23 protein-coding genes are annotated in these 26,407 nt (G+C 59.3%); 13 read left to right on the top strand and 10 right to left on the bottom strand.

Features of this window, described 5'->3' with window-relative positions; all coding sequences use genetic code 11:
- Positions 1 to 191 precede the first annotated feature (191 nt).
- Positions 192 to 1,349 (top strand): Do family serine endopeptidase AlgW, encoded by a 1,158-nt coding sequence (gene algW, locus D3Z90_RS04835; RefSeq protein WP_136474658.1) that lies wholly within the window; start codon positions 192 to 194, stop codon positions 1,347 to 1,349.
- A gap of 93 nt (positions 1,350 to 1,442) precedes the next feature.
- On the opposite strand, the gene D3Z90_RS04830 is transcribed toward algW, so the two are convergent.
- From D3Z90_RS04830 to D3Z90_RS04815, 4 genes are all read right to left on the bottom strand, one after another.
- Positions 1,443 to 2,207 (bottom strand): amino acid ABC transporter ATP-binding protein, encoded by a 765-nt coding sequence (locus tag D3Z90_RS04830; protein WP_136474657.1) that lies wholly within the window; start codon positions 2,205 to 2,207, stop codon positions 1,443 to 1,445.
- Between the two features lie 10 nt (positions 2,208 to 2,217).
- Positions 2,218 to 3,315, bottom strand: coding sequence for an amino acid ABC transporter permease (locus D3Z90_RS04825; RefSeq protein ID WP_136474656.1), 1,098 nt, complete (start codon positions 3,313 to 3,315; stop codon positions 2,218 to 2,220).
- A 10-nt stretch (positions 3,316 to 3,325) separates the two neighbouring features.
- Positions 3,326 to 4,504, bottom strand: coding sequence for an amino acid ABC transporter permease (locus tag D3Z90_RS04820; protein WP_136474655.1), 1,179 nt, complete (start codon positions 4,502 to 4,504; stop codon positions 3,326 to 3,328).
- A 67-nt stretch (positions 4,505 to 4,571) separates the two neighbouring features.
- Positions 4,572 to 5,600 carry an amino acid ABC transporter substrate-binding protein gene (locus D3Z90_RS04815; RefSeq protein WP_136474654.1) on the bottom strand — a complete coding sequence of 343 codons (1,029 nt, stop codon included), beginning with the start codon at positions 5,598 to 5,600 and terminating at the stop codon, positions 4,572 to 4,574.
- Positions 5,601 to 5,934: 334 nt separating this feature from the next.
- Here D3Z90_RS04815 and D3Z90_RS04810 point away from each other — a divergent pair, with 334 nt between their 5' ends.
- The 5 genes from D3Z90_RS04810 to D3Z90_RS04790 all read left to right on the top strand — a co-directional run bounded on the left by D3Z90_RS04810 (position 5,935) and on the right by D3Z90_RS04790 (position 11,054).
- Positions 5,935 to 6,591 carry an alpha/beta hydrolase gene (locus D3Z90_RS04810; protein WP_136474653.1) on the top strand — a complete coding sequence of 219 codons (657 nt, stop codon included), beginning with the start codon at positions 5,935 to 5,937 and terminating at the stop codon, positions 6,589 to 6,591.
- Positions 6,592 to 6,693: 102 nt separating this feature from the next.
- Positions 6,694 to 8,121: an ATP-dependent RNA helicase RhlB gene (gene rhlB / locus D3Z90_RS04805; RefSeq protein ID WP_136474652.1), complete on the top strand. Its 1,428-nt coding sequence runs from the start codon at positions 6,694 to 6,696 to the stop codon at positions 8,119 to 8,121.
- Positions 8,122 to 8,261: 140 nt separating this feature from the next.
- The gene (locus D3Z90_RS04800; protein ID WP_136474651.1) at positions 8,262 to 9,212 is read left to right on the top strand and encodes an ornithine cyclodeaminase family protein; all 951 of its coding nucleotides are present in this window, start codon (positions 8,262 to 8,264) and stop codon (positions 9,210 to 9,212) included.
- A 10-nt stretch (positions 9,213 to 9,222) separates the two neighbouring features.
- Positions 9,223 to 10,353, top strand: coding sequence for an FAD-binding oxidoreductase (locus tag D3Z90_RS04795; RefSeq protein ID WP_136474650.1), 1,131 nt, complete (start codon positions 9,223 to 9,225; stop codon positions 10,351 to 10,353).
- A 74-nt stretch (positions 10,354 to 10,427) separates the two neighbouring features.
- The gene (locus D3Z90_RS04790) at positions 10,428 to 11,054 is read left to right on the top strand and encodes a transcriptional regulator (protein ID WP_136474649.1); all 627 of its coding nucleotides are present in this window, start codon (positions 10,428 to 10,430) and stop codon (positions 11,052 to 11,054) included.
- 26 nt (positions 11,055 to 11,080) lie between these two features.
- Here D3Z90_RS04790 and D3Z90_RS04785 read toward each other — a convergent pair whose 3' ends face one another.
- The 6 genes from D3Z90_RS04785 to D3Z90_RS04760 all read right to left on the bottom strand — a co-directional run bounded on the left by D3Z90_RS04785 (position 11,081) and on the right by D3Z90_RS04760 (position 16,197).
- On the bottom strand, positions 11,081 to 11,857 hold the full coding sequence (locus D3Z90_RS04785) for an ABC transporter substrate-binding protein (protein WP_136474648.1): 777 nt from the start codon (positions 11,855 to 11,857) through the stop codon (positions 11,081 to 11,083).
- A gap of 210 nt (positions 11,858 to 12,067) precedes the next feature.
- Positions 12,068 to 12,514, bottom strand: coding sequence for a molybdopterin synthase catalytic subunit MoaE (gene moaE / locus D3Z90_RS04780; RefSeq protein WP_136474647.1), 447 nt, complete (start codon positions 12,512 to 12,514; stop codon positions 12,068 to 12,070).
- Position 12,515: 1 nt separating this feature from the next.
- A complete protein-coding gene (locus D3Z90_RS04775) occupies positions 12,516 to 12,761 on the bottom strand; it encodes a MoaD/ThiS family protein (protein ID WP_136474646.1) in 246 nt (81 codons plus the stop codon).
- Positions 12,758 to 13,234 carry a cyclic pyranopterin monophosphate synthase MoaC gene (gene moaC / locus D3Z90_RS04770; protein WP_136474645.1) on the bottom strand — a complete coding sequence of 159 codons (477 nt, stop codon included), beginning with the start codon at positions 13,232 to 13,234 and terminating at the stop codon, positions 12,758 to 12,760. The genes D3Z90_RS04775 and moaC overlap by 4 nt, the downstream gene beginning before the upstream one ends.
- A 99-nt stretch (positions 13,235 to 13,333) precedes the next feature.
- Positions 13,334 to 14,728, bottom strand: a complete 1,395-nt coding sequence (locus D3Z90_RS04765) for a PhoH family protein (RefSeq protein WP_136474644.1) — start codon at positions 14,726 to 14,728, stop codon at positions 13,334 to 13,336.
- 341 nt (positions 14,729 to 15,069) lie between these two features.
- On the bottom strand, positions 15,070 to 16,197 hold the full coding sequence (locus tag D3Z90_RS04760) for a polysaccharide deacetylase family protein (protein WP_136474643.1): 1,128 nt from the start codon (positions 16,195 to 16,197) through the stop codon (positions 15,070 to 15,072).
- A gap of 134 nt (positions 16,198 to 16,331) precedes the next feature.
- On the opposite strand from D3Z90_RS04760, the gene yaaA reads away from it, so the two are divergent.
- From yaaA to algG, 7 genes are all read left to right on the top strand, one after another.
- A complete protein-coding gene (gene yaaA / locus D3Z90_RS04755; protein WP_136474642.1) occupies positions 16,332 to 17,111 on the top strand; it encodes a peroxide stress protein YaaA in 780 nt (259 codons plus the stop codon).
- Between the two features lie 724 nt (positions 17,112 to 17,835).
- Entirely contained in the window at positions 17,836 to 19,152 is a 1,317-nt protein-coding gene (locus D3Z90_RS04750) for a nucleotide sugar dehydrogenase (RefSeq protein WP_136474641.1), read from the top strand.
- A gap of 62 nt (positions 19,153 to 19,214) precedes the next feature.
- The gene (gene alg8, locus D3Z90_RS04745) at positions 19,215 to 20,705 is read left to right on the top strand and encodes a mannuronan synthase (RefSeq protein ID WP_371922247.1); all 1,491 of its coding nucleotides are present in this window, start codon (positions 19,215 to 19,217) and stop codon (positions 20,703 to 20,705) included.
- Between the two features lie 37 nt (positions 20,706 to 20,742).
- On the top strand, positions 20,743 to 21,909 hold the full coding sequence (locus D3Z90_RS04740) for an alginate biosynthesis protein Alg44 (protein WP_136474639.1): 1,167 nt from the start codon (positions 20,743 to 20,745) through the stop codon (positions 21,907 to 21,909).
- A 12-nt stretch (positions 21,910 to 21,921) separates the two neighbouring features.
- A complete protein-coding gene (gene algK, locus D3Z90_RS04735) occupies positions 21,922 to 23,334 on the top strand; it encodes an alginate biosynthesis TPR repeat lipoprotein AlgK (protein WP_136474638.1) in 1,413 nt (470 codons plus the stop codon).
- Positions 23,331 to 24,812, top strand: coding sequence for an alginate export family protein (locus D3Z90_RS04730; protein WP_136474637.1), 1,482 nt, complete (start codon positions 23,331 to 23,333; stop codon positions 24,810 to 24,812). Before algK ends, D3Z90_RS04730 begins: the two co-directional genes overlap by 4 nt.
- Positions 24,813 to 24,830: 18 nt before the next feature.
- Entirely contained in the window at positions 24,831 to 26,396 is a 1,566-nt protein-coding gene (algG, locus tag D3Z90_RS04725) for a mannuronan 5-epimerase AlgG (RefSeq protein WP_136474636.1), read from the top strand.
- The last annotated feature ends 11 nt before the right edge of the window (positions 26,397 to 26,407 follow it).

Below are 26,407 nucleotides of genomic sequence, written 5' to 3'. Positions count from 1 at the left end.
TATAATGACCGCCATTATGGGCTGTCACCGGGTTTGGGGAAACCAACGGTGGTTGCCTGGGGGCCATAGGCGATATTCATCGCACATTCATTGATTTAACTGTTTGTGCACATCGTGTGCCGCAGTATCATCGCGCGCTTTCGCTCCCATGCAGTTACAGCGGCCCTCTGCCCTCTCCCAGGATTCGTTAAATGTTCAAGGCTTTGCGTTATTTTGGCTGGCCATTGCTGGTCGGCGTGCTGATCGCCCTGCTGATCATCCAGCGTTTTCCGCAATGGGTCGGCCTTCCCAGCCAGGACGTCAACCTGCAGCAGGCGCCACAAACCACGCGCATCATGCAAGGCCCGGTGTCGTACGCTGATGCCGTGAGCATCGCAGCGCCTGCGGTGGCCAACCTCTACACCACCAAAGTGGTCAACAAGACGGCCCACCCGCTGTTCGAAGACCCGCAGTTCCGCCGTTTCTTCGGTGACAACCTGCCCAAGCAACGACGCTGGGAATCAAGCTTGGGCTCGGCGGTAATCATGAGTCCGGAAGGCTACCTGCTGACCAACAACCATGTAACCTCCGGCGCCGATCAAATCGTGGTAGCGCTCAAGGACGGCCGGGAAACCCTGGCTCGGGTCATCGGCAGCGACCCGGAAACCGATCTCGCCGTGCTCAAGATCGACTTGAAAAACCTGCCATCGATCACCATCGGCCGCTCCGACAATATTCATATCGGTGACGTCGCCCTGGCCATTGGCAACCCTTTCGGCGTGGGCCAGACAGTAACCATGGGCATCATCAGTGCCACTGGCCGTAACCAGTTGGGCCTGAACAACTACGAAGACTTCATTCAGACCGACGCGGCGATCAACCCAGGCAACTCCGGCGGCGCACTGGTCGATGCCAACGGCAACCTGACCGGTATCAACACCGCGATCTTCTCCAAGTCCGGTGGCTCACAAGGCATCGGTTTTGCCATCCCGACCAAACTGGCACTGGAGGTGATGAAGTCAATCATCGAGCACGGCCAGGTAATCCGCGGCTGGCTGGGTATTGAAGTGCAACCACTGAGCCAGGAGCTGGCAGAGTCGTTCGGCATGCAAGGGCGGCCAGGCATTGTGGTCGCGGGAATCTTCCGCGACGGCCCGGCGCAAAAGGCTGGTTTGCAGTTGGGCGATGTGATTCTTAGCATCAACGGCGAACCGGCCGGTGATGGTCGTCGCTCGATGAATCAGGTGGCGAGAATCAAACCCAATGACAGGGTCGCGATCCAAGTGATGCGCAACGGCAAGGAGTTGAAACTCAACGCCGAGATCGGCCTGCGTCCACCGCCAGCACCGGCGACCAAAGAAGAACAGTAACCACCTCCGCCAGGAGCGGGCTTACCCCTCGATGCGATGCAACTGACAGCTCGCAATCGCGGGGCAGGCCCGCCTCCAACGGGGCAGGTTCGGTTAGTGCAGGATCTGGCTGAGGAACAGCTTGGTCCGCTCGTTCTGCGGCCGGTCGAAGAAGTCGTCCGGCGCCGCTTGCTCCACAATCTCGCCCTTGTCCATGAAGATCACCCGGTTCGCCACGGTCCGGGCAAAGCCCATTTCATGGGTCACGCAGAGCATGGTCATGCCATCTTCAGCCAGGCCGACCATGGTATCGAGCACTTCCTTGACCATTTCTGGATCGAGCGCCGAGGTCGGCTCGTCGAACAGCATGATCTTTGGCTTCATGCACAGCGCACGAGCAATCGCCACGCGCTGCTGCTGACCACCGGACAGTTGCCCCGGAAACTTGTTGGCCTGCTCCGGAATCCGCACCCGCTCCAGATAGTGCATGGCAATTTCCTCGGCCTTGCGCTTGGGCAGCTTGCGCACCCACATCGGCGCCAACGTGCAGTTCTGCAGGATGGTCAGGTGCGGGAACAGGTTGAAGTGCTGGAACACCATGCCGACTTCACGGCGAATCGCTTCGATCTGCTTGAGGTCGTTGGTCAGCTCGACACCATCGACCACGATGCGCCCCTGCTGGTGTTCTTCCAGGCGGTTTAGGCAGCGGATGGTGGTGGACTTGCCCGAACCCGACGGCCCGCACAGAACGATACGCTCGCCCTGGCGCACATTCAGGTTGATGTCCTTGAGCACGTGGAACTGGCCGTACCACTTGTTCACGCCCTGCATCTGAATAATGCCTTCAGGGCTCACAGGCTGTTTGATCGCTTCACTCATGGGAATACTCCTAACGCTTGTGGCCTGTGTCCAGCTTGCGCTCCAGATGCATGGAGTAGCGGGACATACCGAAACAGAAAATCCAGAAAACCAGGGCGGCGAATACATAGCCCTCGGTCGCCATGCCCAGCCAGGCAGGGTCGGCGGCAGCTTGCTTGACGCTGTTGAGCAGGTCGAACAGGCCGATAATGATCACCAGGCTGGTGTCTTTGAACAAAGCAATGAAGGTGTTGACGATGCCGGGAATCACCAGCTTGAGCGCTTGCGGCAAAATCACCAGGCCCATGGCTCGCCAGTAGCCCAGGCCCATCGCCGCAGCCGCTTCGTACTGGCCCTTGGGAATGGCCTGCAAGCCGCCGCGTACCACTTCGGCGATGTACGCCGACTGGAACAGGATGACCCCGATCATCGCCCGCAGCAGTTTGTCGAAGCTCATGCCCTCAGGCAGGAACAACGGCAGCATGACCGAAGACATGAACAGCACGGTGATCAATGGCACGCCGCGCCAGAACTCGATGAAGGTCACGCACACCACCTTCACTGCTGGCATTTTCGAACGCCGGCCCAGGGCCAGCAAAATGCCCAGTGGCAAGGCGCCGACAATGCCGACGGTGGCGATCACCAAGGTCAGCATCAAGCCGCCCCATTGACTGGTCGGTACCGTGGTCAGGCCCAGGTAACCACCATGCAACAAGGTGTAGGCAATGACTGGGTACAGCACCAGGAAGCCTATGCCATACATTGCCTTGCGTGGAAAACGCGCGATGAACAATGGTGCAGCGCCGATGACCGCCAGCCATACGGTCAGGTCGACTCGCCAGCGCAGTTCGGTCGGGTAGTAGCCGTACATGAACTGACCAAAACGCTGCTGGATGAACACCCAACAGGCGCCTTCCTTGGTGCAGTCGGCACGTGTAGTACCCACCCAGTTGGCATCGAAAATCGACCATTGCAACAGCGGCGGCACAATCAACCACACCAGGTAAAAGGCAAACAGCGTAAGCAAGGTATTGAGCCAACTGGAAAACAGGTTGGCGCGCATCCAGGCCAGTACGCCGACGGTTTTCACCGGTGGCGGCATATCAGGTTTGAAAACATGGGAAGTCATGCGCGTGTCCTCACCGCTCGATCAGCGCAATGCGCTTGTTGTACCAGTTCATCAGCAGGGAAATGCTGATGCTGATAGCCAGATAGACGCTCATGGTGATCGCGATCACCTCGATCGCCTGGCCGGTCTGGTTAAGCACAGTGCCCGCGAACAACGACACCATTTCCGGGTAGCCGATGCCTGCTGCCAACGAAGAGTTCTTCGCCAGGTTGAGGTACTGGCTGGTCAGCGGAGGAATGATGACTCGCAACGCTTGGGGAATGATCACCTTGCGCAGCGTCGGCCCTTCACGCAGCCCCAGGGAACGGGCGGCTTCGGTCTGGCCGAAGCTGACCGAGCGAATGCCCGATCGAACGATCTCGGCAATGAACGCTGCGGTGTAGATGGTCAACGCCAGGGTCAGGGCCAGCAGCTCGGGTATCAGTACCCAACCGCCGACGAAGTTGAAGCCCTTGAGCTGCGGCATCTCCCAGTGCACCGGGCTGCCGGCCAACAAAACGCTGAGTGCAGGAATACCCAAGAACAGGAACAATCCCACCCAGAACTTGTGAAACGGCTCGCCGGTGGCTTCAAAGCGTCGATTGGCCAGGCGCACCATTACCACAATGGCAATGACGGCCAGCACCAGGCTGACGACGAATGGCCAGAATCCTTCGGCCATGGCAGCACCCGGCATGTTCAAACCCCGGTTGCTGATAAAGAAGGCGTCGTTGAGGTTGATGCTTCCCCGCGGTCCCGGCAGGGTCAGGAACACCGCGAAGTACCAGAATAGAATCTGCAAAAGCGGTGGGATGTTACGGAAAGTCTCGACATACACCGTGGCCAGCTTGTTGATCATCCAGTTCGGTGACAACCGGGCCACACCGATGATGAACCCCAACACAGTCGCCAGGACAATACCGATAAAGGTCACCAGCAGCGTATTGAGCAGGCCAATGACAAATACCCGGGCATAGCTGTCCTGCTCGGTATAGGGGATCAAGTGCTGCGCGATACCGAAGCCGGCGCTGCGCTCAAGAAAATCGAAGCCCGAGGTAATGCCCCGATGCTGCAAGTTGGTCTGGGTGTTGTGAAACAGATACCAGCCCAGCCCCACTACAAAAGCGATGGTAAGGATCTGGAAAAGCCACGCACGCACACGTGGATCGTTCAGGGACAAGCCCTTGGGTGCGCCGATTTGATTTTGCATGTAATGCCCCGAAAGAAAGGGAACCGAACAACCTGCGGCAGCCGTTCACTGCCGCAGGCCGCCGCTATCAGCGCACCGGTGGAGCGTACTGAATGCCGCCGTTGTTCCACAGGGCGTTCAGGCCGCGATCGATTTGCAGTGGGGTTTCCTTGCCCAGGTTCTTCTCGAAAATTTCGCCGTAGTTACCGACCTGCTTGACGATCTGCACGACCCAATCCTTCGGCAGTTTCAGGTCTTTGCCGTACTCGCCGTCAGCGCCGAGCATACGCGCCACGTCAGGGTTCTTGGTGGACTTGGCTTCGGCTTCGACGTTCTTGGAGTTGATGCCCATTTCCTCGGCATTGAGCATGGCGAACAGGGTCCATTTGACGATGCTGAACCACTCTTCATCGCCTTTGCGAACCACTGGGCCGAGCGGTTCCTTGGAGATGGTTTCCGGCAGCACCACGTAGTCAGCAGGCGATGCCAGCTTGGAGCGCTGTGCATAGAGTTGCGATTTATCCGAGGTCAGTACGTCGCAGCGGCCGGATTCCAGCGACTTGGCGCTTTCATCGGAGGTATCGAAGGTGATCGGGGTGTACTTCAGGCCGTTGGCGCGGAAGTAGTCGGAGACGTTGAGCTCAGTAGTGGTACCGGCCTGGATGCAGATGGTTGCACCATCGAGTTCCTTGGCGCTGGATACACCGAGTTTCTTGTTGACCAGAAAACCGATGCCGTCGTAATAGGTGACACCGGCGAAGACCAGGCCCATGCCCGCATCGCGAGAGCTGGTCCAGGTGGTGTTACGCGAGAGCACATCGACTTCACCCGACTGCAGCGCAGTGAAGCGTTCCTTGGCGTTGAGCTGGCTGAATTTGACCTTTTTGGCGTCGCCGAACACGGCCGCAGCGACGGCGCGACAGACGTCTGCGTCGATGCCGACAATATTGCCCTTGGCATCAGGTACCGAAAAACCTGGCAAACCATCACTCACGCCACACTGAACGAAGCCCTTTTTCTGTACTGCGTCCAGGGTTGCACCCGCCTGTGCGAAACCACTGATACCCAGTACGGTGGCAGCGGTAACCACTGCCAGGGTGGATTTCAACATCTTCATTCAAACCTCCAGTTTGCTCTTGTTGTGTGAGCCGGGATTGCACCGCACCCTTATGAGGCGCATCCGACCCTTGTTGGCTTGTTATTGGGTCAATTGGCGCAAAGCGCTGTTCTGTGACAGCCTTGGGGACAGCTAACGGGTGTTACCGTCCAAAACGTGTAACCTCGCATCAGAAAATTCTTAGCAAAGCGCGTACCACACTGAGCAGCTAAAGCGATTCAGTAATCGTCAAGGGGAAAACTTTCAGCGTTGCGACAGGTTTTTTCCAGATTCACTCAACGCGCCTTCATTTCATGCACGCAAACAAGAGCGCGCGCACTATTTCGGAGCAGTCATGACCCATCCGCTGATTCTCGAGCCACAAAAAAACGCAGACGCTTGTGTGATCTGGTTGCACGGCCTGGGTGCCGATCGTTACGACTTCATGCCTGTGGCCGAAGCCCTGCAGGAGGTCCTGCTGACCACGCGCTTCGTGATGCCCCAGGCGCCTACCCGCCCGGTGACCATCAACGGTGGTTATGAAATGCCCAGTTGGTACGACATCAAGGCCATGACCCCGGCGCGCGCTATCGACGAGGACCAACTGGAGGCATCGGCCGAACAGGTCATCGGGTTGATCAAGGCCGAGCAGGCCAAGGGCATCGACTTGGCGCGCATCATCCTTGCCGGTTTCTCCCAAGGGGGTGCGGTGGTGCTGCACACTGCTTATATAAAGTGGCAAGAAGCGCTGGGCGGCGTAATTGCCCTGTCGACCTATGCACCGACCTTTACCCAGGAACGCCAACTGAGCGCCTGCCAGCAACGTACCCCGGCCCTGTGCCTGCACGGTATCTACGATCCGGTCGTTCAGCCGGCAATGGGACGTAGCGCTTATGAGCACCTCAAGCAGTGGGGCATCAGCGTCAGCTGGAAGGAGTACCCGATGGAACATGCAGTGCTGCCCGAGGAAATCAACGATATTGGCGTCTGGTTGATCGAACGCCTGCGGTAAAAGCGCACTTCCCTATAGTTGTCGGTGCAATCCGCTACGCCGCGCTCGTTTCTTGCATTACACTGGCCGGCGTACATTCCTTAACCAATTGATGAGATCACCGTGCTCAAAGCACTCAAGAAGATGTTCGGCAAGAGCGAGGTTGAGCAACTCGCCACCGAAACCGCTGCCCCCGTGACGCAGCCACCTGCAGCACCCAAGGCCCCCGCCCCGGCCGCCCCGCTCAAGCCCGAGGCCGCCAAACCGGCGCGCGCCGAAAAACCGGCTGAGCCCAAGCCGCGCCGTGAGCGCAAGCCAAAACCTGCAGCCTCCACCTGGAAGCTGGAAAATTTCGTTGTCGAGCCGCAAGAAGGCAAGACCCGTTTCCATGACTTCAAGCTCTCACCGGAGCTGATGCATGCCATCCACGACCTGGGATTTCCCTACTGCACGCCGATCCAGGCACAAGTGCTGGGCTATACCCTGCGTGGCAAAGACGCTATCGGCCGCGCCCAGACCGGCACCGGCAAGACTGCGGCCTTTCTGATTTCGATCATCTCCCAGTTGCAGCAGACGCCACCACCCAAAGAGCGCTACATGGGCGAGCCACGGGCCCTGATCATCGCTCCGACCCGAGAATTGGTGGTGCAGATCGCCAAGGACGCCGCAGCACTGACCAAGTACACCGGTCTGAACGTGATGACCTTCGTCGGCGGTATGGACTTCGACAAGCAACTCAAAGCCCTCGAAGCACGCCACTGCGACATCCTGGTTGCCACCCCTGGCCGTCTGCTGGACTTCAACCAGCGCGGTGAAGCCCACCTGGACATGGTCGAGGTGCTGGTGCTGGATGAAGCCGACCGTATGCTCGACATGGGTTTCATCCCCCAGGTACGACAGATCATCCGCCAGACCCCACCCAAGAGCGAACGCCAGACGCTGCTGTTCTCCGCGACCTTCACCGAAGACGTGATGAACCTGGCCAAGCAGTGGACCACCGACCCCGCCATTGTCGAGATCGAGCCGGAAAACGTTGCCAGCGAAACCGTCGAGCAGCACGTCTATGCCGTTGCCGGCAGCGACAAATACAAGCTGCTGTACAACCTGGTAACCGAGAACAAGTGGGAACGGGTAATGGTCTTCGCCAACCGCAAGGACGAAGTACGCCGCATCGAGGAACGCCTGGTGCGCGATGGCGTCAACGCCGCCCAGTTGTCGGGTGATGTACCCCAGCACAAGCGTATCAAGACCCTGGAAAACTTCCGTGAAGGACGCATTACCGTGCTGGTCGCCACCGATGTGGCCGGGCGCGGCATCCACATCGATGGCATCAGCCATGTGATCAACTTCACCCTGCCGGAAGACCCGGACGACTACGTACACCGTATCGGTCGTACCGGCCGTGCAGGCACCAATGGCGTGTCGATCAGCTTCGCTGGCGAGGATGACTCGTATCAATTGCCCGCGATCGAAGAATTGCTGGGCCGCAAGATCAGCTGCGAAATGCCGCCGACCGAGTTGCTCAAGCCGGTGCCGCGCAAGCATCACTGATCGTTGCGGCATTGAACCGCGGGGTAAGCCGCTCCTATTGAGTTAGGAGCGGCTTACCCCGCGCTGTTTTCCAGCGATCAAATGTTGATCAAATATACAAAGAGTCCATAATAGACAAAACAGTTTATATGGAGTCTCGTATGTCCGCGCCTCTCGTCATCGATCAACCGCTCGCCCGCCAACTACTCGCGCAAGTGGATGTGCCTCAGATTCTGCGCAACCTGTTCCGTGACCTGGCCGCCGGGCAAGCCGTACAGCCACCGCAACAACTGGTCGAGTTCCCAGGGGGCCAGGGCGACTTCATCAACTACGGCGGAGTACTGGCCAATGAGCGCGTGTATGGGGTCAAGACTTCACCCTACATCGTGCGCGAACAAGGCCCGCTTATTACCGCCTGGACCCTGCTGATGTCCATGGACAGTGGCCAGCCGCTGCTGCTGTGCGACGCTGGCGAACTGACGACTGCGCGCACGGCGGCCACCACGGCAGTGGCCGTCGATGCCCTGGCCACCACCAGCGCCCGGCGCCTGACCCTGATCGGCAGCGGCCCTATCGCCCGCGCCCACCTGCGCTATGTTCGCGCCCTGCGTGAATGGCAGGACATCCGCCTGTACTCACCCAGTCTGGCAAGACAAAGCGCCGAGCAGCGTCAGTCGCTGCTCGATCTCGACCCACGCCTGTGCCTCTGCGACAACCTCGAGCAGGCCGTGGACGACGCCGACGTGATCATGCTGTGCACCTCCTCGGCAACCCCGGTCCTGGATCCGACCACCCTGAACAAACCGGCGCTGATCACCTCGATCAGCACCAACGCGCTACGAGCCCATGAAGTACCACCGGCCAGCCTGGCCGGCATGGATGTGTACTGCGACTATCGGCTGACTACACCCGGCAGCGCGGGTGAAATGCGCATTGCCGCGGAGCAACATGGCTGGCAAGCCGAGGCGATCGTCGGCGATCTGGCACAACTGTTGAGCAACCAGGCCGCTACTCCAGACTATCAGCGCCATGCCTTTTTCCGCTCCATTGGCCTGGGTCTTGAAGACATCGCCGTGGCCAACGCCCTGTACCGCCTGCAGCGCGCCGACTGAGGAAACTGTCATGCAACACGCTGATTTCATCATCATCGGGGCTGGTATTGCTGGCGCGTCCACCGGTTTCTGGCTGTCCAGCCACGGCCGCGTACTCCTGCTCGAACGCGAGTCGCAGCCTGGGTATCACTCGACCGGCCGCTCGGCAGCGCTCTACACCGCGGCCTACGGCACCCCGCAAGTGCGCGCCCTGACCCTCGCCAGCCGCGCGTTTTTCGACCAGCCACCGCCAGGCTTTACCGAGCATCCGCTCTTGAGCCCACGCGGCGAAATGACCGTCGATCTGACTGGCGACCCCGAAGAGCTGCAGCGCCAGTACCTGAGCGCCAAGGCCTGCGTGCCGGACGTTGAATTGCTCAATGCCGAGCAAGCCTGCGCGCGCTTGCCGGTGCTGCGCCGCGACAAGGTTCGTGGCGCCCTGTACGACCCCAGCGCCAGCGACATCGATACCGATGCCCTGCACCAGGGTTACCTGCGCGGTATTCGCCGCCAGCAGGGTGAAGTACACAACGACTGTGAAGTCCAGCGACTGAGCCGCGGCAATGACGGCCTGTGGCAAGTGCAGACCAGTCGTGGCACCTTCAGCGCCCCCATACTGATCAACGCCGCTGGCGCCTGGGCCGACCACATCGGCATACTGGCCGGCGCACAACCGCTTGGCCTGCAACCCAAGCGTCGTGCCGCATTCATATTTGCCGGCCCCGAGGGCATCGACAGCCATGCCTGGCCGATGCTCGTCAGCCTCGACGAGTCGTTCTACATGAAACCCGATGCCGGCATGCTGCTCGGCTCGCCAGCTAATGCCGACCCGGTTGATCCCCACGATGTTCAGGCCGAAGAACTCGACATTGCCATGGGCATCTACCAGATCGAGGAAGCCACGACCCTGAGCATTCGCCGCCCCACCCGCACCTGGGCCGGGCTGCGCAGCTTCGTTGCCGACGGCGACCTGGTGGCCGGCTTCGATCCGCAGGTGCCCGGCTTGTTCTGGGTGGCAGCACAAGGCGGCTATGGTATCCAGACGTCTCCGGCGATGGGGCAGGCCAGCGCCTCCCTGGTGCGTGGTGAAGACTTGCCACAGGCCCTGACGGACTTCAACCTCAGCGCGCAGATGCTGTCCCCGCGCCGCCTGCAGGGATGACGCGCCGCCGCGATTGCGGCACACTCGCAGCGCCCTTGCCCCAAGGGCGCTGACACCGCTTGGAGCTTGCCTGAATGTCGACACCTCGCCGCGACCCTGACCTGGACAACTACCGGGCCATTGCCGATGCCATCGCCACCCTGTTTTTTCCCCATGCCGAGGTGGTACTGCACGATTTGCGCAGCCAGAAAATCGACTACATCGCCAACAACCTGTCCAAGCGCGAAGTGGGTGATGACGCGGCGCTCGAAGACATGCTCGAAACAGGCACCGACGAAACCAATATCGGTCCCTACGAGAAGCTCAATTGGGATGGGCAGAAAATCCGCTCGCTGAGCACGGTGCTGCGCAATGAAGCGGGGCGACCACTGGCGGTACTGTGCATCAACCTGAACATTTCCCTGTTCGAAAATGCCAAGGCTGCGCTCGACCTGTTCCTTTCGCCGAGCAAGCTGATAGCCCAACCCGATGCACTGTTTCGCGATGACTGGCAGGAACGTATCAACACGTTCCTCAACAATTGGTTACGCCAGCGCCAACTGAGCCTGAACCTGCTGACCCGCGATCACAAGCGCGAACTGGTCCTGGCCCTGCACGCCGAAGGCGCATTCAAGGGCAAGAGTGCAGCCAACTACGTGGCCAATGTGCTGGGGATGGGACGCGCGACGGTGTACAAACACCTGAAGGAAATCAAGGCCTGAAAAGCTCCAGGCCTTGATGCCGGCGATCAGTCGCCGTAGATATCCGACTTGAAGTACTTAGACTGGATCTTCTGGTACTCACCATTGGCGCGAATCGCGTCGATGGCACTGTTGAGCTGAGAGACCAGCTCGCCATTACCCTTGCGCACTGCGATCCCGGCACCCTCGCCAACATACTTCGGATCCTTGAGCTCCGGCCCCACGAAGGCATAGGCGGCGCCGCGCGGCATCGACAGGAAGTCGTCGAGCGGAATGGTGTCGGCGAAAATCGCATCTACGCGACCCGAAGCCAGATCCATGTAGATCTCTTCGTTGTTGCTGTAGCGCTTGATGATAATGCCCTTGGGCTCAAGCACCTCGGTGGCGTAACGGTCAGTGGTGGTGGCGCGCTGCACACCAACGGTCTTGCCCTTGAGGCTGGCGTACTGATCATCGACTTCGGCGCCCTTCTTCATGACCAGGCGCGAAGAAGTGAAATAGTACTTGTGGGTAAAGTCCACCGACTTCTTGCGCTCATCGGTAATGGTCATCGACGACAAGGCCGCGTCAATTTTCTTCACTTTCAACGATGGAATCAGACCATCGAACTCTACCTCGTTCCACACGCACTTTACCTGCATTTGCGCACACAAGGCGTTGCCGATGTCGTAGTCGAAACCGACAATTTCACCCTTGTCGTTCTTCGACGCGAAGGGAGGATATGCAGCCTCGATACCGATGCGCAGAGTTTTCTCGGCAGCGAACAGGCTACTGCTAGCCAACAGGCTCAGGGCCAGACCGCTGATCAGGGTGAGTTTTTTCATGAGGGTCTCTCTCGCTCGTTATTGGAGGTGTGTTGCAAGACAGAGGGAAAGGAATCAGGCATGCACAAGCCTGGAATTATTTTGTACTTATAATTCCATACTGGACTTTATTGTATTAAAACTCAACAGGCAAAAGCATCGCGGGGCAAGCTCATTCCCAACCAAGGTCACACGGCCTGGGGTGGTCAGCTTGGCCCGCGAGAAGCGCGACTACCAGCGCCCTGCCGCCTCTTCGTCACTCTGCTTGCCCTCGACCCAGCGCGGGCCGTCACCGGTCTGTTCTTTCTTCCAGAACGGTGCGCGGGTCTTGAGGTAATCCATGATGAAGTTGCAGGCATCGAACGCAGCCTGTCGATGGGCACTGGCGATGCCGACGAAGACTATCGGCTCACCCGGTTCAAGCGCGCCGATGCGGTGCAGCACCTCGACCTTGAGCAACGGCCAGCGTTGCTCCGCTTCGACCACGATCTTGGCCAGGGCTTTTTCGGTCATGCCCGCATAGTGCTCGAGGAACATGCCGGCCACATCCTGACCATCGTTGAAATCACGCACATAACCGACAAAGCCAACCACCGCACCGACGCCAACGTTGGCCGCGTGCATGGCATTGACTTCAACACCCGGATCAAAAGCCTGGTTCTGTACTCGAACGCTCATTTCAGCCTCCGGTCACGGGCGGAAAGAACGCCACGACATCACCCTCGGCCACCGGCTCGTCGAGTTTGCACAAGTCTTCGTTGCGCGCGCACATCAGGTTCTGCTCGGCAAGCACGGCATAGTTGCCGCCCTTGGCAACCAAGGCCTTGCGCACATCGTCCAACGTTGCAAACACGCCTTCGAGCGTTTCGCCGTCGGCCTCCAGGACTTCGCGGTAACGGGCGAAATACATCACATTGATGTTCATTGCACGTCGTCCGCCTGATAGTGGCCGCTCTTGCCGCCAAGCTTCTCCAGAACCCGCACGCCATCGATGATCATGCCGCGATCAACCGCTTTGCACATGTCATAGATCGTCAGTGCGGCGACGCTGGCAGCCGTCAGCGCTTCCATCTCAACACCAGTCTGGCCGGCCAGCTTGCAGCGGGCGACGATATAGACCGTGTCTGTACCTTCGGCACTGAGCTCGACCTTTACACTGGTAAGGAGCAACGGGTGGCACAGCGGGATCAGATCGCTGGTTTTCTTCGCGGCCTGGATACCGGCAATTCGCGCCACGGCGAAGACATCACCCTTGGGGTGCTCGCCTTCGACAATCATCTGCAGGGTTTGCGGGAGCATGCGCACCCGCGCTTCAGCCACAGCCTCACGCGAGGTCACGGCTTTTTCGGTGACGTCGACCATATTGGCGCGACCTTGGGAATCGAGATGAGTCAGCACAGCCTTCCTCCTGTTCAGGAGTAAAGAGTGTAAACCCATGGCTGTGGATATCGCAGCGAAAAAAACCGGGCGGCATGACCGCCCGGTTGTTGCAAGGGGTTACAGGTGAGCTTCGGCGTATTCGGCCAGGATAGAACGCGGCACACCCTGCAGGGTGATGTGCACGCCGTTGGGGAAGTCCTTGAATCGCTCGGTCAGGTAGGTCAGTCCCGAGCTGGTCGCGGACAGGTAAGGGGTGTCGATCTGCGCCAGGTTACCCAGGCAGATCACCTTGGAGCCAGCACCGGCACGGGTGATGATGGTTTTCATCTGATGCGGCGTGAGGTTCTGGCATTCGTCGATCAGAATCAGACTCTGCTGGAAACTGCGACCACGAATGTAGTTCAGGGATTTGAACTGCAGCGGTACCCGCTCAAGGATGTAGTCGACACTACCGTGGGTGTTTTCATCATCCATGTGCAGTGCTTCAAGGTTGTCGGTAATTGCCCCGAGCCAAGGCTCCATTTTTTCCGCTTCGGTGCCCGGCAGGAAGCCGATCTCCTGGTCCAGCCCCTGCACGCTGCGAGTTGCGATGATGCGCCGGTAGCGCTTGCTGACCATGGTTTGCTCGATGGCAGCGGCCAGCGCCAGAATGGTTTTACCCGAACCCGCAGCGCCGGTCAGGTTGACCAGGTGGATATCCGGATCCAGCAGCGCGAACAGTGCCAGGCTCTGATGGATATCCCGCGGCTTGAGGCCCCAGGCTTCCTGGTGCAGCAGTGGCTCCTGGTGCAGGTCGAGCAGTAGCAGCTCGTCTTCCTTGATGCCTTTGATCCAGCCGACAAAGCCCTGCTCGTCGATGATGAACTCGTTGATGTGCACCGCTGGCAGGTTGTCGATCATCTGTACCCGATGCCAGGTGCGACCGCGTTCCTGGCGGGTCTCGACCTTGCTGACGCGGTCCCAGAATGATCCGCTGACGCTGTGGTAGCCCTTGGAGAGCAGGGATACGTCGTCAACCAGTTGGTCAGTACTGTAGTCCTCGGCCGCGATCCCACAGGCGCGTGCCTTGAGGCGCATATTGATGTCTTTGGTTACCAGCACCACGTCCAGGTCTTTGCGGCGACTACGCAGCTCAAGCAACTGGTTGATGATGATGTTGTCGTTGAGCGTTTCCGGTAACAGCCTATTTGGCTCGTTGCGCGGGCTCATCAGAATAGACAGCAAGCCCTTGGGCCCACTCTTGCCACGCTGGATCGGTACTCCCTGTTCGACGTCAGTTGGCGAGGCATCGCCCAATGTCTGATCAATCAGGCGGATGGCCTGACGGCATTCGGCGGCGATGGTGTGCTTTCCGGTCTTGAGTTTGTCGAGCTCCTCCAGCACCGTCATCGGTATGGCGACGTGGTGCTCCTCGAAGTTGAGCAATGCGTTTGGATCGTGAATCAGTACATTGGTATCGAGCACATAAAGGATTGGCTGGTTGGAGGAATTGGTGCGTCCTTGATCATCCATACTCGGTCACCTTTGTGGAAGCCATACAACGCAATACCTGGACGGTGCTGCGCCGTGAAGTGGCCGCCGGTTCTCTCCTGGTCCGCGTCGTTACGGGTGGAGAGCTGCCCTCACATAAATGGTGCCCAATGACGCCACCTGTGATGCAGGGTTCGGCGGTCTGTCTTCTTGATACCGCAAAAACCATGACCGGAAAAAGCATTTTTACGTATTTTTGAATTTATTTTTTTTGATGACACTTAGCCCTTGGCGCGAGGTCAAAGCACCGCTAAAGTCATAAATCAGGTCGAGTAAAATTCGCCTCGCCGCCTTTTGCTGAATTGGGCACTTCTCGCCTGATATCAACTTTTTCCCGCAAAATGCCGGCAATCTTCCCAACCAATTCCACTTTGTGCGGTGTGCTTGAGCAACCAGGTCAGCGCCTCCTGCGCCTTGGGTTGAGCATCGTGAAACTGGATCACTCCGCGTCGCCAGATCAACATCAGGGTCAGCACCCGCTGAGCCGATTGCTCGGCGTTGAGCGACGTCTGATCCTGCGCATCGATGTTCCAGAGCAGCACCTGCAAGCCTTGGCTGGCGAAGAATGCCTGACTGTCGGCACGCCGCTGGCCATAGGGCGGCCTGAACAGCGGCACATATTGATCGGGCAAGTCTGCCTGGACGCGGGCCTGACTGCGCAACACCGAATCCTGCCAGTCCTGCCATTGGCCGTGAGAGCGATACTGCCAGCCCTGAATTCCCACGCATTGGCCTTTGTAGAGCGCGCGCACGTCTGCGAGCGAGGTCTTGTCACGGCGGGACTGCAAGCTGTGGCCCAACACGAAAAAGGTTGCACCGAGCTTCTGCCGGCGCAGGTAGTCGGTCAGCGAATCGGTGCCGCCACCAACGGCGCTGGGGCCTGAATCGAAAGTAAGCATGAACAGTCTGTCGTTGAGCTCATCACCATTGCGCTCAAGGTCCGAAAAGCGCTCGATTTCGCTGGGGTTCTGCGGGAACAACGCAGCTTTGCGCAACAGCTCATTCAGGTAGCGCTCATGGAACTCGCGACTGGGTTCGGCCCAACCGCCATAGAAGGAATCACCGGCCACTTCGAACTTCGCTGCCTGCTGGCGAAACTCAGTCGGGGTGTCGATGGCATAACAGAACGACGCGTCCTGATCGCAACTCTGCTGGGCCAAAGCGTAATTGCGCCACAGCTGCTGCCACAGGCGCGAACGCAGCTGATTGATCGACAGCAAATTGATCTGCTTGAGTCCCAGGCGTGCTGCAAGGCTTGGCTCGTCCAGGGCTTCACTGATTTGCAGGGCGTTGGCGAAGGCAAGAACCTCAGCCCGCGAGGCGACATCGAAAAGTGCCGGGTTATCGAGTTGCTCTGGCCAGTTCGCGCGGTCGAACGTGGTCGGCGGCACGGGCGCCGCTTGCGCGGTGACACTCAACAGTCCAGTCAGTAGTAGAAAAGCAATGCGCACAATCGGGCTCTCCGGTTTCCTCGCCGCGCACTATAGCGTCAAGCGTCGGGATGGTCTGTGGCTATCAATGTCATAGCTGGAGATCAGCGCCCTCGCCCCGTAGAATCGGCCCCACAAATTAAGGAGCCCGACCGATGCTGACGGTGATATCCCCCGCCAAGACCCTCGACTACGACACCCCGCCTGTGACCCAGCGCTACACCCAGCCGCAATACCTGGACGACTCCCAGGAGCTGATCGTACAGTTGCGCGAGCTGTCGCCAGCGCAGATCAGCGAGCTGATGCACCTGTCCGACAAACTTGCCGGCCTCAATGCCGCCCGTTTCGGTTGCTGGAACCCGGCGTTCACCCCCGAGAACGCCAAGCAGGCGCTGCTGGCCTTCAAAGGTGACGTATACACGGGGCTAGATGCCCAAAGCCTGAGCGAAGACGACTTCAGCTATGCCCAGGACCACCTGCGCATGCTCTCCGGGCTGTACGGCCTGCTGCGCCCGTTGGACCTGATGCAACCCTATCGCCTGGAAATGGGCACCAAGCTAGCCAACGCCCGCGGCAAGGACCTGTACGCCTTCTGGGGCACGCGCATCAGCGAATGGTTGAACCAGGCCCTGGCCGAACAGGGCGACGACCTGTTGCTCAATCTGGCCAGCAACGAGTACTTCAGCGCGGTCAAGCGCACGGCCCTCAAGGCGCGCATCATCAATACCGAGTTTCGCGACTTCAAGAACGGCCAGTACAAAATCATCAGCTTCTACGCCAAGAAAGCCCGAGGCATGATGAGCCGCTTCGTGATCCAGGAACGGATCAACGATCCGCAGCTGCTCAAGCAGTTTGACGTGCAAGGCTACTACTACAGTGCCGAGCAATCGAAGCCGGATAACCTGGTGTTCCTGCGCGACCATCCGGACGAATAAAACCGCGACAGGCATAGCAAGCGCTCCCACAGCAATTGTGGGGGCGTCGCCCCTCAAAAAAGCCATTAAATTGGCGCCTCAAATTTGACGGCTATTTTCCATCAACGATACCGCTCAGACCATTCGTAATTTTTTGACGTTTTTCGAAAATTATTTTTCGATGCTGGCATAAAAACATCCCTGCGCAACTTCATCCTTTGTATATAGGGACGAAACTGTCGCGTGCCATCAATATGAAAGTACTGGCACTTGAAGAATTATTTAAAAATCTTTCACGTCCGCTGAACCCTTCCCGGAACTTATGCCTGCGCATACGGCTCATACCACCCGTAACGATTTTCCATCCTGTTGTGAGAAATGACCTACACCACTGTTGGGAGAAAACCCAACAACTACCTTGAGTTTCAGTCAGGAGATCCGCGCCCGATAAATTCGTCCTAGTGGTTGATTTCAAAGGATTTATCCACTTGAAAGAGCAAGCACTGCAGTATCTGAACACAGAACTGCAATAAAGACGGCTGCATTAAAGGGCACGTCCACAACTATTGGCCACTGGCTACTAACTTCGAGTACAGGAACATTTTGTACTCCCTATTTATATGCCTGCGATCGGTGAAGTGACATCTTTTTGCCACAACTCCGTTCGCCCGGAAAACTGTTGGTTAATCAACCCGGTCTGGCTCTGAAAGTTGAGCCGGCAAGATAAACACATGAGGTGATAGCGATGCGTATCAGCATCTTTGGTTTGGGTTATGTAGGTGCAGTCTGTGCTGGCTGCCTGTCCGCACGGGGTCATGAAGTGATTGGCGTGGATGTTTCCAAGACCAAGATCGACCTGATCAACCAGGGCAAATCGCCAATTGTCGAACCCGGGCTGGAAACACTCTTGCAACAAGGCATCGACACGGGTCGCTTGCGTGGCACCACCGATTTCGCAGCGGCCATCCGCGACAGCGAACTGTCGATGATCTGCGTCGGTACGCCGAGCAAGAAAAACGGCGATCTGGGCCTGGAATACATCGAGTCGGTGTGCCGCGAAATCGGCTACGTGCTGCGCGAAAAAGCCACCCGCCACACCATCGTGGTGCGCAGCACTGTACTGCCGGGCACGGTGAAGAACGTGGTCATTCCGATTCTCGAAGATTGCTCGGGCAAGAAAGCCGGGGTCGATTTCGGCGTGGCGGTAAACCCTGAGTTCCTGCGTGAAAGTACCGCGATCAAAGACTACGACCAGCCGCCCATGACTGTAATCGGTGAACTGGACAAGGCCAGCGGCGACGTTCTGCAGTCGCTGTACGAAGAACTCGATGCGCCGATCATCCGCAAGGACATCGAAGTGGCCGAGATGATCAAGTACACCTGCAACGTCTGGCACGCCGCGAAGGTGACCTTCGCCAACGAGATCGGCAACATCGCCAAGGCCGTGGGTGTCGATGGTCGCGAAGTGATGGACGTGGTCTGCCAGGACAAGTCGCTGAACCTGTCGCAGTACTACATGCGCCCAGGTTTTGCCTTCGGAGGTTCGTGCTTGCCCAAAGACGTGCGCGCCCTCACCTACCGGGCCAGCAGCCTGGACATCAAGGCGCCGCTGCTCAACTCGTTGATGACCAGCAACGACTCGCAGGTGCAAAACGCCTTCGACATCATCGAAAGCCACGACAAGCGCAAAGTCGCCCTGCTCGGCCTGAGCTTCAAGGCCGGCACCGATGACCTGCGCGAGAGCCCGCTGGTCGAACTGGCCGAGCGCCTGATTGGCAAGGGCTACGAGTTGAACATCTACGACAGCAACGTCGAATACGCCCGCGTCCACGGAGCGAACAAGGAATACATCGAATCGAAGATTCCGCATGTCTCCTCGCTGCTCAATGCCGACTTCGACCAGGTCATCAAACACGCCGACGTCATCGTACTGGGCAACCGCGACGAGAAGTTCCGCGCCCTCGCCCAGCAAGCGCCTGAAGGCAAGCAGGTCATCGACCTGGTTGGCTTCATGAGCAAGGCCACCTCCCCGGCCACTCGCACCGAAGGTATCTGCTGGTAAACCCGGCAGGCTGCGCAGGGCCTACGGGCCCTGCACATCACCCTCCTCATCTCTGGATACGGATGCAGAACATGCAAAGGCTCAAGCACGGCCTGCTACAGGTCGCCGGTTGGCTGTTCTACGTGAGCCTGCTCATGTTGATCGCCCTGGCCTTGCCCAAGTCCATTTTCGACCCCGACTCGAAGGACTTCATTTTCCTCGTCGGCGCCGTCGGTATCTGGCGTTACTCCATGGGTGCCATTCACTTCGTGCGCGGCATGCTGTTTCTCTATGTGGTCTACCCACTGCTGCGCCGCAAGGTACGCAAGCTGGGTAGCGCCGCCGATCCATCCCATGTCTACCTGATGGTCACCAGCTTTCGCATCGATGCCTTGACCACCGCCCAGGTCTACAGCTCGGTGATCCGCGAGGCCATCGCCTGCGGCTATCCAACCACTGTGGTCTGCTCGCTGGTGGAAATGTCCGACGAACTGCTGGTGAAAAGCCTCTGGGAAAAATTCAATCCGCCCGATCGCGTCACCCTCGACTTCGTGCGCATCGCCGGTACTGGCAAGCGCGACGGCCTGGCTTACGGCTTTCGAGCCATCTCCCGCCACCTACCGGACGACAATGCGGTGGTTGCGGTGATCGATGGCGACACCGTGCTCGAAGAGGGTGTGGTACGCAAGACCGTGCCTTGGTTCAAGCTGTTCGGCAATGTCGGTGGCCTGACCACCAACGAATTCTGCGAAGTGCGTGGCGGTTACATCATGAGCGAATGGCACAAGCTGCGCTTCGCCCAACGCCACATCAACATGTGCTCGATGGCCCTGTCCAAACGCGTACTGACCATGACCGGACGCATGTCGGTGTTCCGCGCCGCCGTGGTCACCAACGCCGAGTTCATCGCCGACGTCGAGAACGACTCCTTGCAGCACTGGCGACTGGGCCGTTTCAAATTTCTGACCGGTGACGACAAGTCCAGTTGGTTCAGCCTCATGCGCCTGGGCTACGACACGTTCTACGTGCCGGATGCAGCGATCAACACGGTCGAGCACCCACCGGAAAAAAGCTTCATCAAGGCCAGCCGCAAACTCATGTACCGCTGGTACGGCAACAACTTGCGCCAGAACTCACGGGCCCTGGGCCTGGGCATTCGCCGCCTGGGGCTGTTCACCAGCGTGGTGCTGTTCGACCAGCGTGTATCGATGTGGACCAGCCTGCTCGGCCTGACCGTGGCGGTCATTGCCAGCCTCAAGTTCGGTCCGGCGTTCCTGCTGGTGTACCTGCTGTGGATCGGCATCACCCGCTTGATCCTCACTCTGATGCTGCTGTGCTCTGGCCACTCCATCGGCCCGGCCTACCCGCTGATTCTTTATTACAACCAGATCGTCGGCGCGATCATGAAGATCTACGTGTTCTTCCGCCTCGACAAGCAGTCCTGGACCCGCCAGCCCACTGCACTCAAACGCGACCTCGCCAGCTTTCAACAATGGTTCAACACCTGGTCCTCCCGGACCATGACCTTCTCGGCGGCCAGCATCTTCGTTGCTGTGCTGTTCATGGTCGTGTGAGCCGGAACCCGATTGGATTAAACAGGAACAAATTGCCATGAATACCGCCGTGAACGTCAATGTCGTGCATGAGTCCGAAGCCCAGCGCCAGCACGCCCGGGTGCGCATCCCCGCCAAGTTGCGTTACCTGGGGAGTAACCGCGAAACCCTGGAGGTGAAGGTCGACGACCTGTCCGCCGGGGGCCTGAGCTTCCATGCCAAACACCCGCTGAAAGTGGGTGAGGTACTGCGCGGCCGCTTGCAGTTCACCGTCGACAAACTCGGCCTGGCGATGGACATCGAGTTCCAGGTGCGCTCCTACGATTCCTCCAGCGGCCGCACCGGCGTGCAGTTCCAGAACCTGGAACCGCGCGATATCGCCACCTTGCGCCACATCATCACCTCGCACTTGTCGGGCGAGCTGATCACCATGGGCGACGTGCTAAGCACCCTGCAGCGCGACAACTTCACCAAGGCGCGTAAACAGAAAGACGCCAGCGGTGGCATGAGCGCCTTGGGTCGCCTGCGGGCCGTGACGTTCAGCCTCGGCGTGTTCGTGGTTGGGGTCGCCGCCTTCGGCTTTATCGCTAAATCCGTGTATGGCCTGTATTTCGTCAGTCACGCCCAGGCCGGTGTGGTCAGCGTGCCGACCACCAACGTCACCATGCCTCGCGACGGCACGGTGCAAAGCCTGATCGAAAGTGGTGGCAATGCAGTCAAGGGCGCCCCGCTCGCTTCGTTCAGCACCAGCATGCTGGACATGCTCAAAGGTCACCTGGACGACCAGCAACTGGAACCGAGCAAAGTCGAAGAGCTGTTCGGCAAACAAATGAGCGGCACCCTTACCAGCCCCTGCGATTGCGTGGTCGCCCGCCAACTGGTGGATGACGGCCAGTACGCGAGCAAAGGCCAAGTGATTTTCCAACTGATCCCGCGCACGGCCAACCCAACCATCGAGGCGCGTTTCAGCTATCGCCAGTTCGACGACGTCAAGCCAGGCACCCGGGTCAACTTCCAGATTGCAGGCGACGATCAATGGCGCAGCGGTGAAATCGTCAGCAGCACCAGCCTGAACAGCGAAGACTTGTCTTCCGACATTCGTGTGCAGATCAAGCCAGAAGGCGCACTGCCTAGCGAACTGGCCGGGCGCCCGGTAGCGGTCGACAGCGACAGTGGTCCATCGCTGGACTGGTTGATCGACAAAGCAGTGGCCCGTGGGCTCTAAGAGGATCCGCCCATGACCCTTACTCACTCCCATTGTTGTGCTGCGTTGGGCCTGGCGCTGGCCATCAGCCTGGCCGGTTGTGCAGGGTTGCCCGACCAGCGCCTGGCCAACGAAGCACTCAAGCGCGGCGACACGGCCCTGGCGGAGCAGAACTACCGGCAACTGGCCGACCTCGGTTACAGCGAAGCCCAGGTTGGCCTGGCCGATATTCAGGTAGAAACCCGCGACCCGGCCAAGCTCAAGGAAGCCGAAGCAACCTACCGCGCAGCCGCCGACATTTCGCCCCGCGCCCAGGCGCGCCTGGGTCGTCTGCTGGCCGCCAAACCGGACGCCTCTGCAGCCGAGCGCCAGGAAGCCGAAACCCTGCTCAAGAAAGCCTTCACCAACGGTGAGGGCAATACCCTGATTCCGCTGGCGATGCTCTACCTGCAATACCCACAGAGTTTTCCGAACACCAACGCCCAGCAACAGATCGATCAATGGCGCGCTGCCGGCTACCCGGAAGCGGGCCTGGCGCAGATCCTGCTGTACCGCACCCAGAACACCTACGACCAGCATCTGGACGAGGTTGAGCGGATCTGCAAAGCCGCGTTGACGGCAACCGATATCTGCTATGTCGAATTGGCAACCGTTTACCAGAAACGCGGTCAGGCCGATCAACAGGCTGCGCTGATTGAAAGTGTAAAAAGCGCCTACCAACGCGGCACGATTCCCGCCACCCGGGTCGACAGTGTGGCCCGCGTGCTGGCCGATCGCAGCCTGGGACAGACCGACGAGAAAACCGCCCAGGCGCTGCTCGAACACGTGGCTCCGGTGAACCCCGGCTCCTGGGTCAGCCTGGCACAGTTGCTCTACGACTTTCCCGAACTCGGCGACACTGACAAGTTGATGGAGTACATCGACAAGGGCCGGGCCACCGAGCAGCCTCGGGCAGAGCTTTTGCTTGGTCGCCTGTACTACGAAGGCAAGACCGTGCCGGCCGATGCACACAAGGCCGAACGCCATCTGCTCAGTGCCGCCAATGCCGGTGAAATCAGCGCTCATTACTACCTGGGCCAACTTTATCGCCGCGGCTACCTGGGCAATGTCGACCCACAGAAAGCGGTCGACCACCTGCTCACCGCCGCCCGCGGTGGCCAGCTCAGCGCCGACTACGCCCTGGCCCAGCTGTTCAGTGAAGGCCACGGCATCCGCAAGGACCTGGTCAATGCCTGGGTGTTCAGCCAACTGGCGCAGGCCAATCCCAGCGAACAGTCGCAAGCGTTGAGCGCCGAGCTCGACCAGCAACTCTCCCCAACGCAAAAAGCCCAGGCCGAGCGCCTGTTGCAGCAAGAGCGCCAGTCTCGTGGCGCCATCGGCCCAGGCGCAGGCGCCTTGGCCCTGCAAGCTGTGCAAGCACCTGAACAAGGCGAGGATTCCCTATGACACTCAATCCGTGGATGAAAGCCGGCCTGGGCCTTGGCTTCGCCGTGCTCTGGTCATGCCCGACCCTGGCCGCAATGACTGCCGAAAAGAATTTTGGTCTGGACGTGAAAATCACCGGCCAGTCCGAAGACGACCGTGACCTGGGCACCCGCTCCGGTGGTGACGTCAACGGTCTGGGCCTGGACCTGCGTCCTTGGGTCTACGGCGAACGTGGCAACTGGAGCGCCTTTGCCATGGGCCAGGCGGTAGCGGCCACCGACATCATCGAGACCGACACCCTGCGCCAGTCGGGCGATGAAGCCGAAACCGACACCGGCCGCGCAGACGGTCGCGAGGCAGACAAAAGCTACCTGGCGATGCGCGAGTTCTGGGTCGGCTACAGCGGCTTGACCGCCTACCCCGGCGAGCAACTGCGCTTCGGCCGCCAGCGCCTGCGCAACGACGACGGCATGTGGCGCGACACCAACATCGAAGCGCTGAACTGGACCTTCGACACCACTTTGCTGCGTGCCAACCTCGGCGTGGCCGAACGTTTCAGTGAATACCGCACTGACCTCACCGAGCTGGCTCCTGAAGACAAGGATCGCCTGCATGTCTATGGCGACATTGCCACGCAATGGACACCGGGACACTGGGTCGGCTTGCGTGCTCATCACACCCATGACGACGGCAACCTGAAGAGCCCGGGCGAAACGGTCGATGCACTGGACAAGACGCGCACCGGTGACCTCACCTGGTTGGGCCTTGAAGCCAACAGCGACGCCTACAACTGGCGCAATCAGAATCGCGTCAACTACTGGGGCAGCGTGACCTGGTTGAGCGGTGATCGCGACAGCCTCAACACCACCACCGTCAACGGCGAGCAAGTGGCCAGCGGCAAGCAGAGTGGCGACGTCAACGCCTGGGCCACCGACCTCGGGATCCGCTTGCGCCTTGATCCCAACTGGCAGGTCGGTGCTGCCTATGCCCGCGGCAGCGGCGGCGGTGGCAGCGACGGTTCGAGCAACTACGAGCAAACCGGCCTGGAAAGCAACCGCTCCAACTTCACTGGCACCCGCTCGCGGGTACACCGCTTCGGCGAAGCGTTTCGCGGTGAACTGGGCAACCTCCAGGCGGCCACCTTGTTCACCTCCTGGCAGTTGCGCGACGACTACGACGCCAGTTTGATCTACCACAAGTTCTGGCGTGTGGACGGCAACCAGAACATCGGCAGCAGCGGTATCAACGCGGTTGTCGAAGACAACGGCATCAACCGTCCGCTGGTCCAGGGTGAGAAAGACCTTGGTCAAGAAATGGACGTAGTGGTCACCAAGTACTTCAAGCAGGGCTTGTTGCCAGCCGCCCTCAGCCAGTCCATCGACGAACCTTCGGCGCTGGTGCGCTTGCGTGCTGGTGTATTCAAGCCGGGCGACGCCTATGGCAAGGAAGCGGACTCCTACATGCACCGCGCCTTCGTCGACGTTATCTGGCGCTTCTGATGCCTGGAGTGCACTGATATGAGCCTTCAATCGAACACCTTCCAGTGCATGCTGGCCGGCACCTTGCTGCTGGCCAGCAGCATCGCCCTGGCCAACAGCCAGGCACCGACCACGGTGGCCAAGGAACTGCAGCAGGCCAAGACATACACCGTGAGCAGCGCGCCGATCGAGCCGTTGCAGATTCCCGCGCCGACCCTGCCCGACCTCTCCGGCTACACCGCCGAAGCCGTGCAGAAAAAGCTCCAGCGCACCCACAAGGGCAAGGTCACGGTGCGGCGCATGCTGCAGGAAGACGCGCTCAAGGAGTTCATCGGTGGCGACAACAAGATGGCCGAATGGGTAGCGCGTCAACACGGCATCCCCCAGGCCATTTTTATCGATGACGGTCACGTCGACTTCACCGAGCTGAGCAAGCACGTACCCAAGCAGTACCTGACTGAAACCGCGCCCGGCGTTTACCTGGCGCGCCTGCCCATCGTGGTTGGCGCCAAGGGTGTGCTGGAGATTGACGCCAAGGTCAAGGAACTGCGCCTGTCCCAGGAAGGCGGATCATTCCTGGTCAACGACGGCAAACTGTTCGTCACCGACAGCAAGGTCACCGGCTGGCGCGAGAAGGACAATGGCCCGGCCACTTTCCGCTCCGCCAACGAATTCCGCCCGTTCCTGCTGTCGTGGGGCGGCACCGAGACTTACATCGTCAACACCCAGATGGCCAGCTTCGGCTACGCCAAAAGTAAGTCCTACGGGGTGAGCATTTCCCAGTACACGCCGAACATGGCCAAGCAGATGGGCCGCGCCGAACCCACCGGCTGGATCATTGGCTCGGAATTCAGTGACATGTGGTACGGCTTCTACTGCTACGAAACCAGCGATTTTGTGGTCAAGGACAGCACCTACCGCGACAACATCGTCTATGGCATCGACCCCCACGACCGTTCGCACCGACTGATCATCGCCGGCAACACCGTGCATGGCACCAAGAAGAAGCACGGCATCATCGTTTCCCGTGAGGTCAACGACAGTTGGATCATTAATAACAAGAGCTATGACAACAAGCTCTCGGGCGTGGTGATCGACCGTAACAGCGTCAACAACCTGATCGCCTACAACGAGATTTACCGCAACCATACCGACGGTATCACCCTGTACGAGAGTGGCGACAACCTGATCTGGGGTAACAAGCTGATCAACAACCGTCGCCACGGTATTCGCGTACGCAACAGCGTGAACATCCGCCTGTATGAAAACGTCGCCATGGCCAACGGCCTGGTGGGTGTCTATGGGCACATCAAAGATCTCTCCGACACTGACCGCGACATTGCCCTGGACCCTTTCGACACCAAGGTCTCGCTGATCGTCGTTGGTGGCGAGCTGGCGGCCAACGGCAGCGGCCCGTTGTCAATCGACTCGCCATTGAGCGTGGAACTCTACCGGGTCTCGATGCTGGCCCCGAGCAAGGCCAGCGGTATCAGTTTTTCCGGTGTACTGGGTGAACGTCAGGACGAGATCCTCGACCTGATGGTGCGCCAGCAGAAAGCCGTTTTGATCGATCCGGTCGAACGCCAGACCGAAATGGCGGATTGAGGAAGCCACGA

Origin of the sequence: Pseudomonas sp. DG56-2, assembly GCF_004803755.1 — a bacterium.
GTDB classification, from domain to species: Bacteria; Pseudomonadota; Gammaproteobacteria; order Pseudomonadales; family Pseudomonadaceae; genus Aquipseudomonas; species Aquipseudomonas auratipiscis.
The sequence above is the reverse complement of the archived record's forward strand: the minus strand, read 5'-3'. Positions and strand labels throughout refer to the sequence as shown.

Bases quoted from the DNA above. Each gene is read 5' to 3' on its own strand.
- algK (WP_136474638.1), top strand. From the start codon at position 21,922: ATGACCCTTACTCACTCCCATTGTTGTGCTGCGTTGGGCCTGGCGCTG.
- D3Z90_RS04815 (WP_136474654.1), bottom strand. From the start codon at position 5,600: ATGAAGATGTTGAAATCCACCCTGGCAGTGGTTACCGCTGCCACCGTA.
- D3Z90_RS04750 (WP_136474641.1), top strand. From the start codon at position 17,836: ATGCGTATCAGCATCTTTGGTTTGGGTTATGTAGGTGCAGTCTGTGCT.
- D3Z90_RS04765 (WP_136474644.1), bottom strand. From the start codon at position 14,728: ATGGATGATCAAGGACGCACCAATTCCTCCAACCAGCCAATCCTTTAT.
- yaaA (WP_136474642.1), top strand. From the start codon at position 16,332: ATGCTGACGGTGATATCCCCCGCCAAGACCCTCGACTACGACACCCCG.
- D3Z90_RS04795 (WP_136474650.1), top strand. From the start codon at position 9,223: ATGCAACACGCTGATTTCATCATCATCGGGGCTGGTATTGCTGGCGCG.
- D3Z90_RS04810 (WP_136474653.1), top strand. From the start codon at position 5,935: ATGACCCATCCGCTGATTCTCGAGCCACAAAAAAACGCAGACGCTTGT.
- D3Z90_RS04820 (WP_136474655.1), bottom strand. From the start codon at position 4,504: ATGCAAAATCAAATCGGCGCACCCAAGGGCTTGTCCCTGAACGATCCA.
- D3Z90_RS04800 (WP_136474651.1), top strand. From the start codon at position 8,262: ATGTCCGCGCCTCTCGTCATCGATCAACCGCTCGCCCGCCAACTACTC.
- D3Z90_RS04775 (WP_136474646.1), bottom strand. From the start codon at position 12,761: ATGAACATCAATGTGATGTATTTCGCCCGTTACCGCGAAGTCCTGGAG.
- algW (WP_136474658.1), top strand. From the start codon at position 192: ATGTTCAAGGCTTTGCGTTATTTTGGCTGGCCATTGCTGGTCGGCGTG.
- D3Z90_RS04830 (WP_136474657.1), bottom strand. From the start codon at position 2,207: ATGAGTGAAGCGATCAAACAGCCTGTGAGCCCTGAAGGCATTATTCAG.
- algG (WP_136474636.1), top strand. From the start codon at position 24,831: ATGAGCCTTCAATCGAACACCTTCCAGTGCATGCTGGCCGGCACCTTG.
- alg8 (WP_371922247.1), top strand. From the start codon at position 19,215: ATGCAGAACATGCAAAGGCTCAAGCACGGCCTGCTACAGGTCGCCGGT.
- D3Z90_RS04740 (WP_136474639.1), top strand. From the start codon at position 20,743: ATGAATACCGCCGTGAACGTCAATGTCGTGCATGAGTCCGAAGCCCAG.
- D3Z90_RS04790 (WP_136474649.1), top strand. From the start codon at position 10,428: ATGTCGACACCTCGCCGCGACCCTGACCTGGACAACTACCGGGCCATT.
- D3Z90_RS04730 (WP_136474637.1), top strand. From the start codon at position 23,331: ATGACACTCAATCCGTGGATGAAAGCCGGCCTGGGCCTTGGCTTCGCC.
- D3Z90_RS04785 (WP_136474648.1), bottom strand. From the start codon at position 11,857: ATGAAAAAACTCACCCTGATCAGCGGTCTGGCCCTGAGCCTGTTGGCT.
- D3Z90_RS04825 (WP_136474656.1), bottom strand. From the start codon at position 3,315: ATGACTTCCCATGTTTTCAAACCTGATATGCCGCCACCGGTGAAAACC.
- moaE (WP_136474647.1), bottom strand. From the start codon at position 12,514: ATGAGCGTTCGAGTACAGAACCAGGCTTTTGATCCGGGTGTTGAAGTC.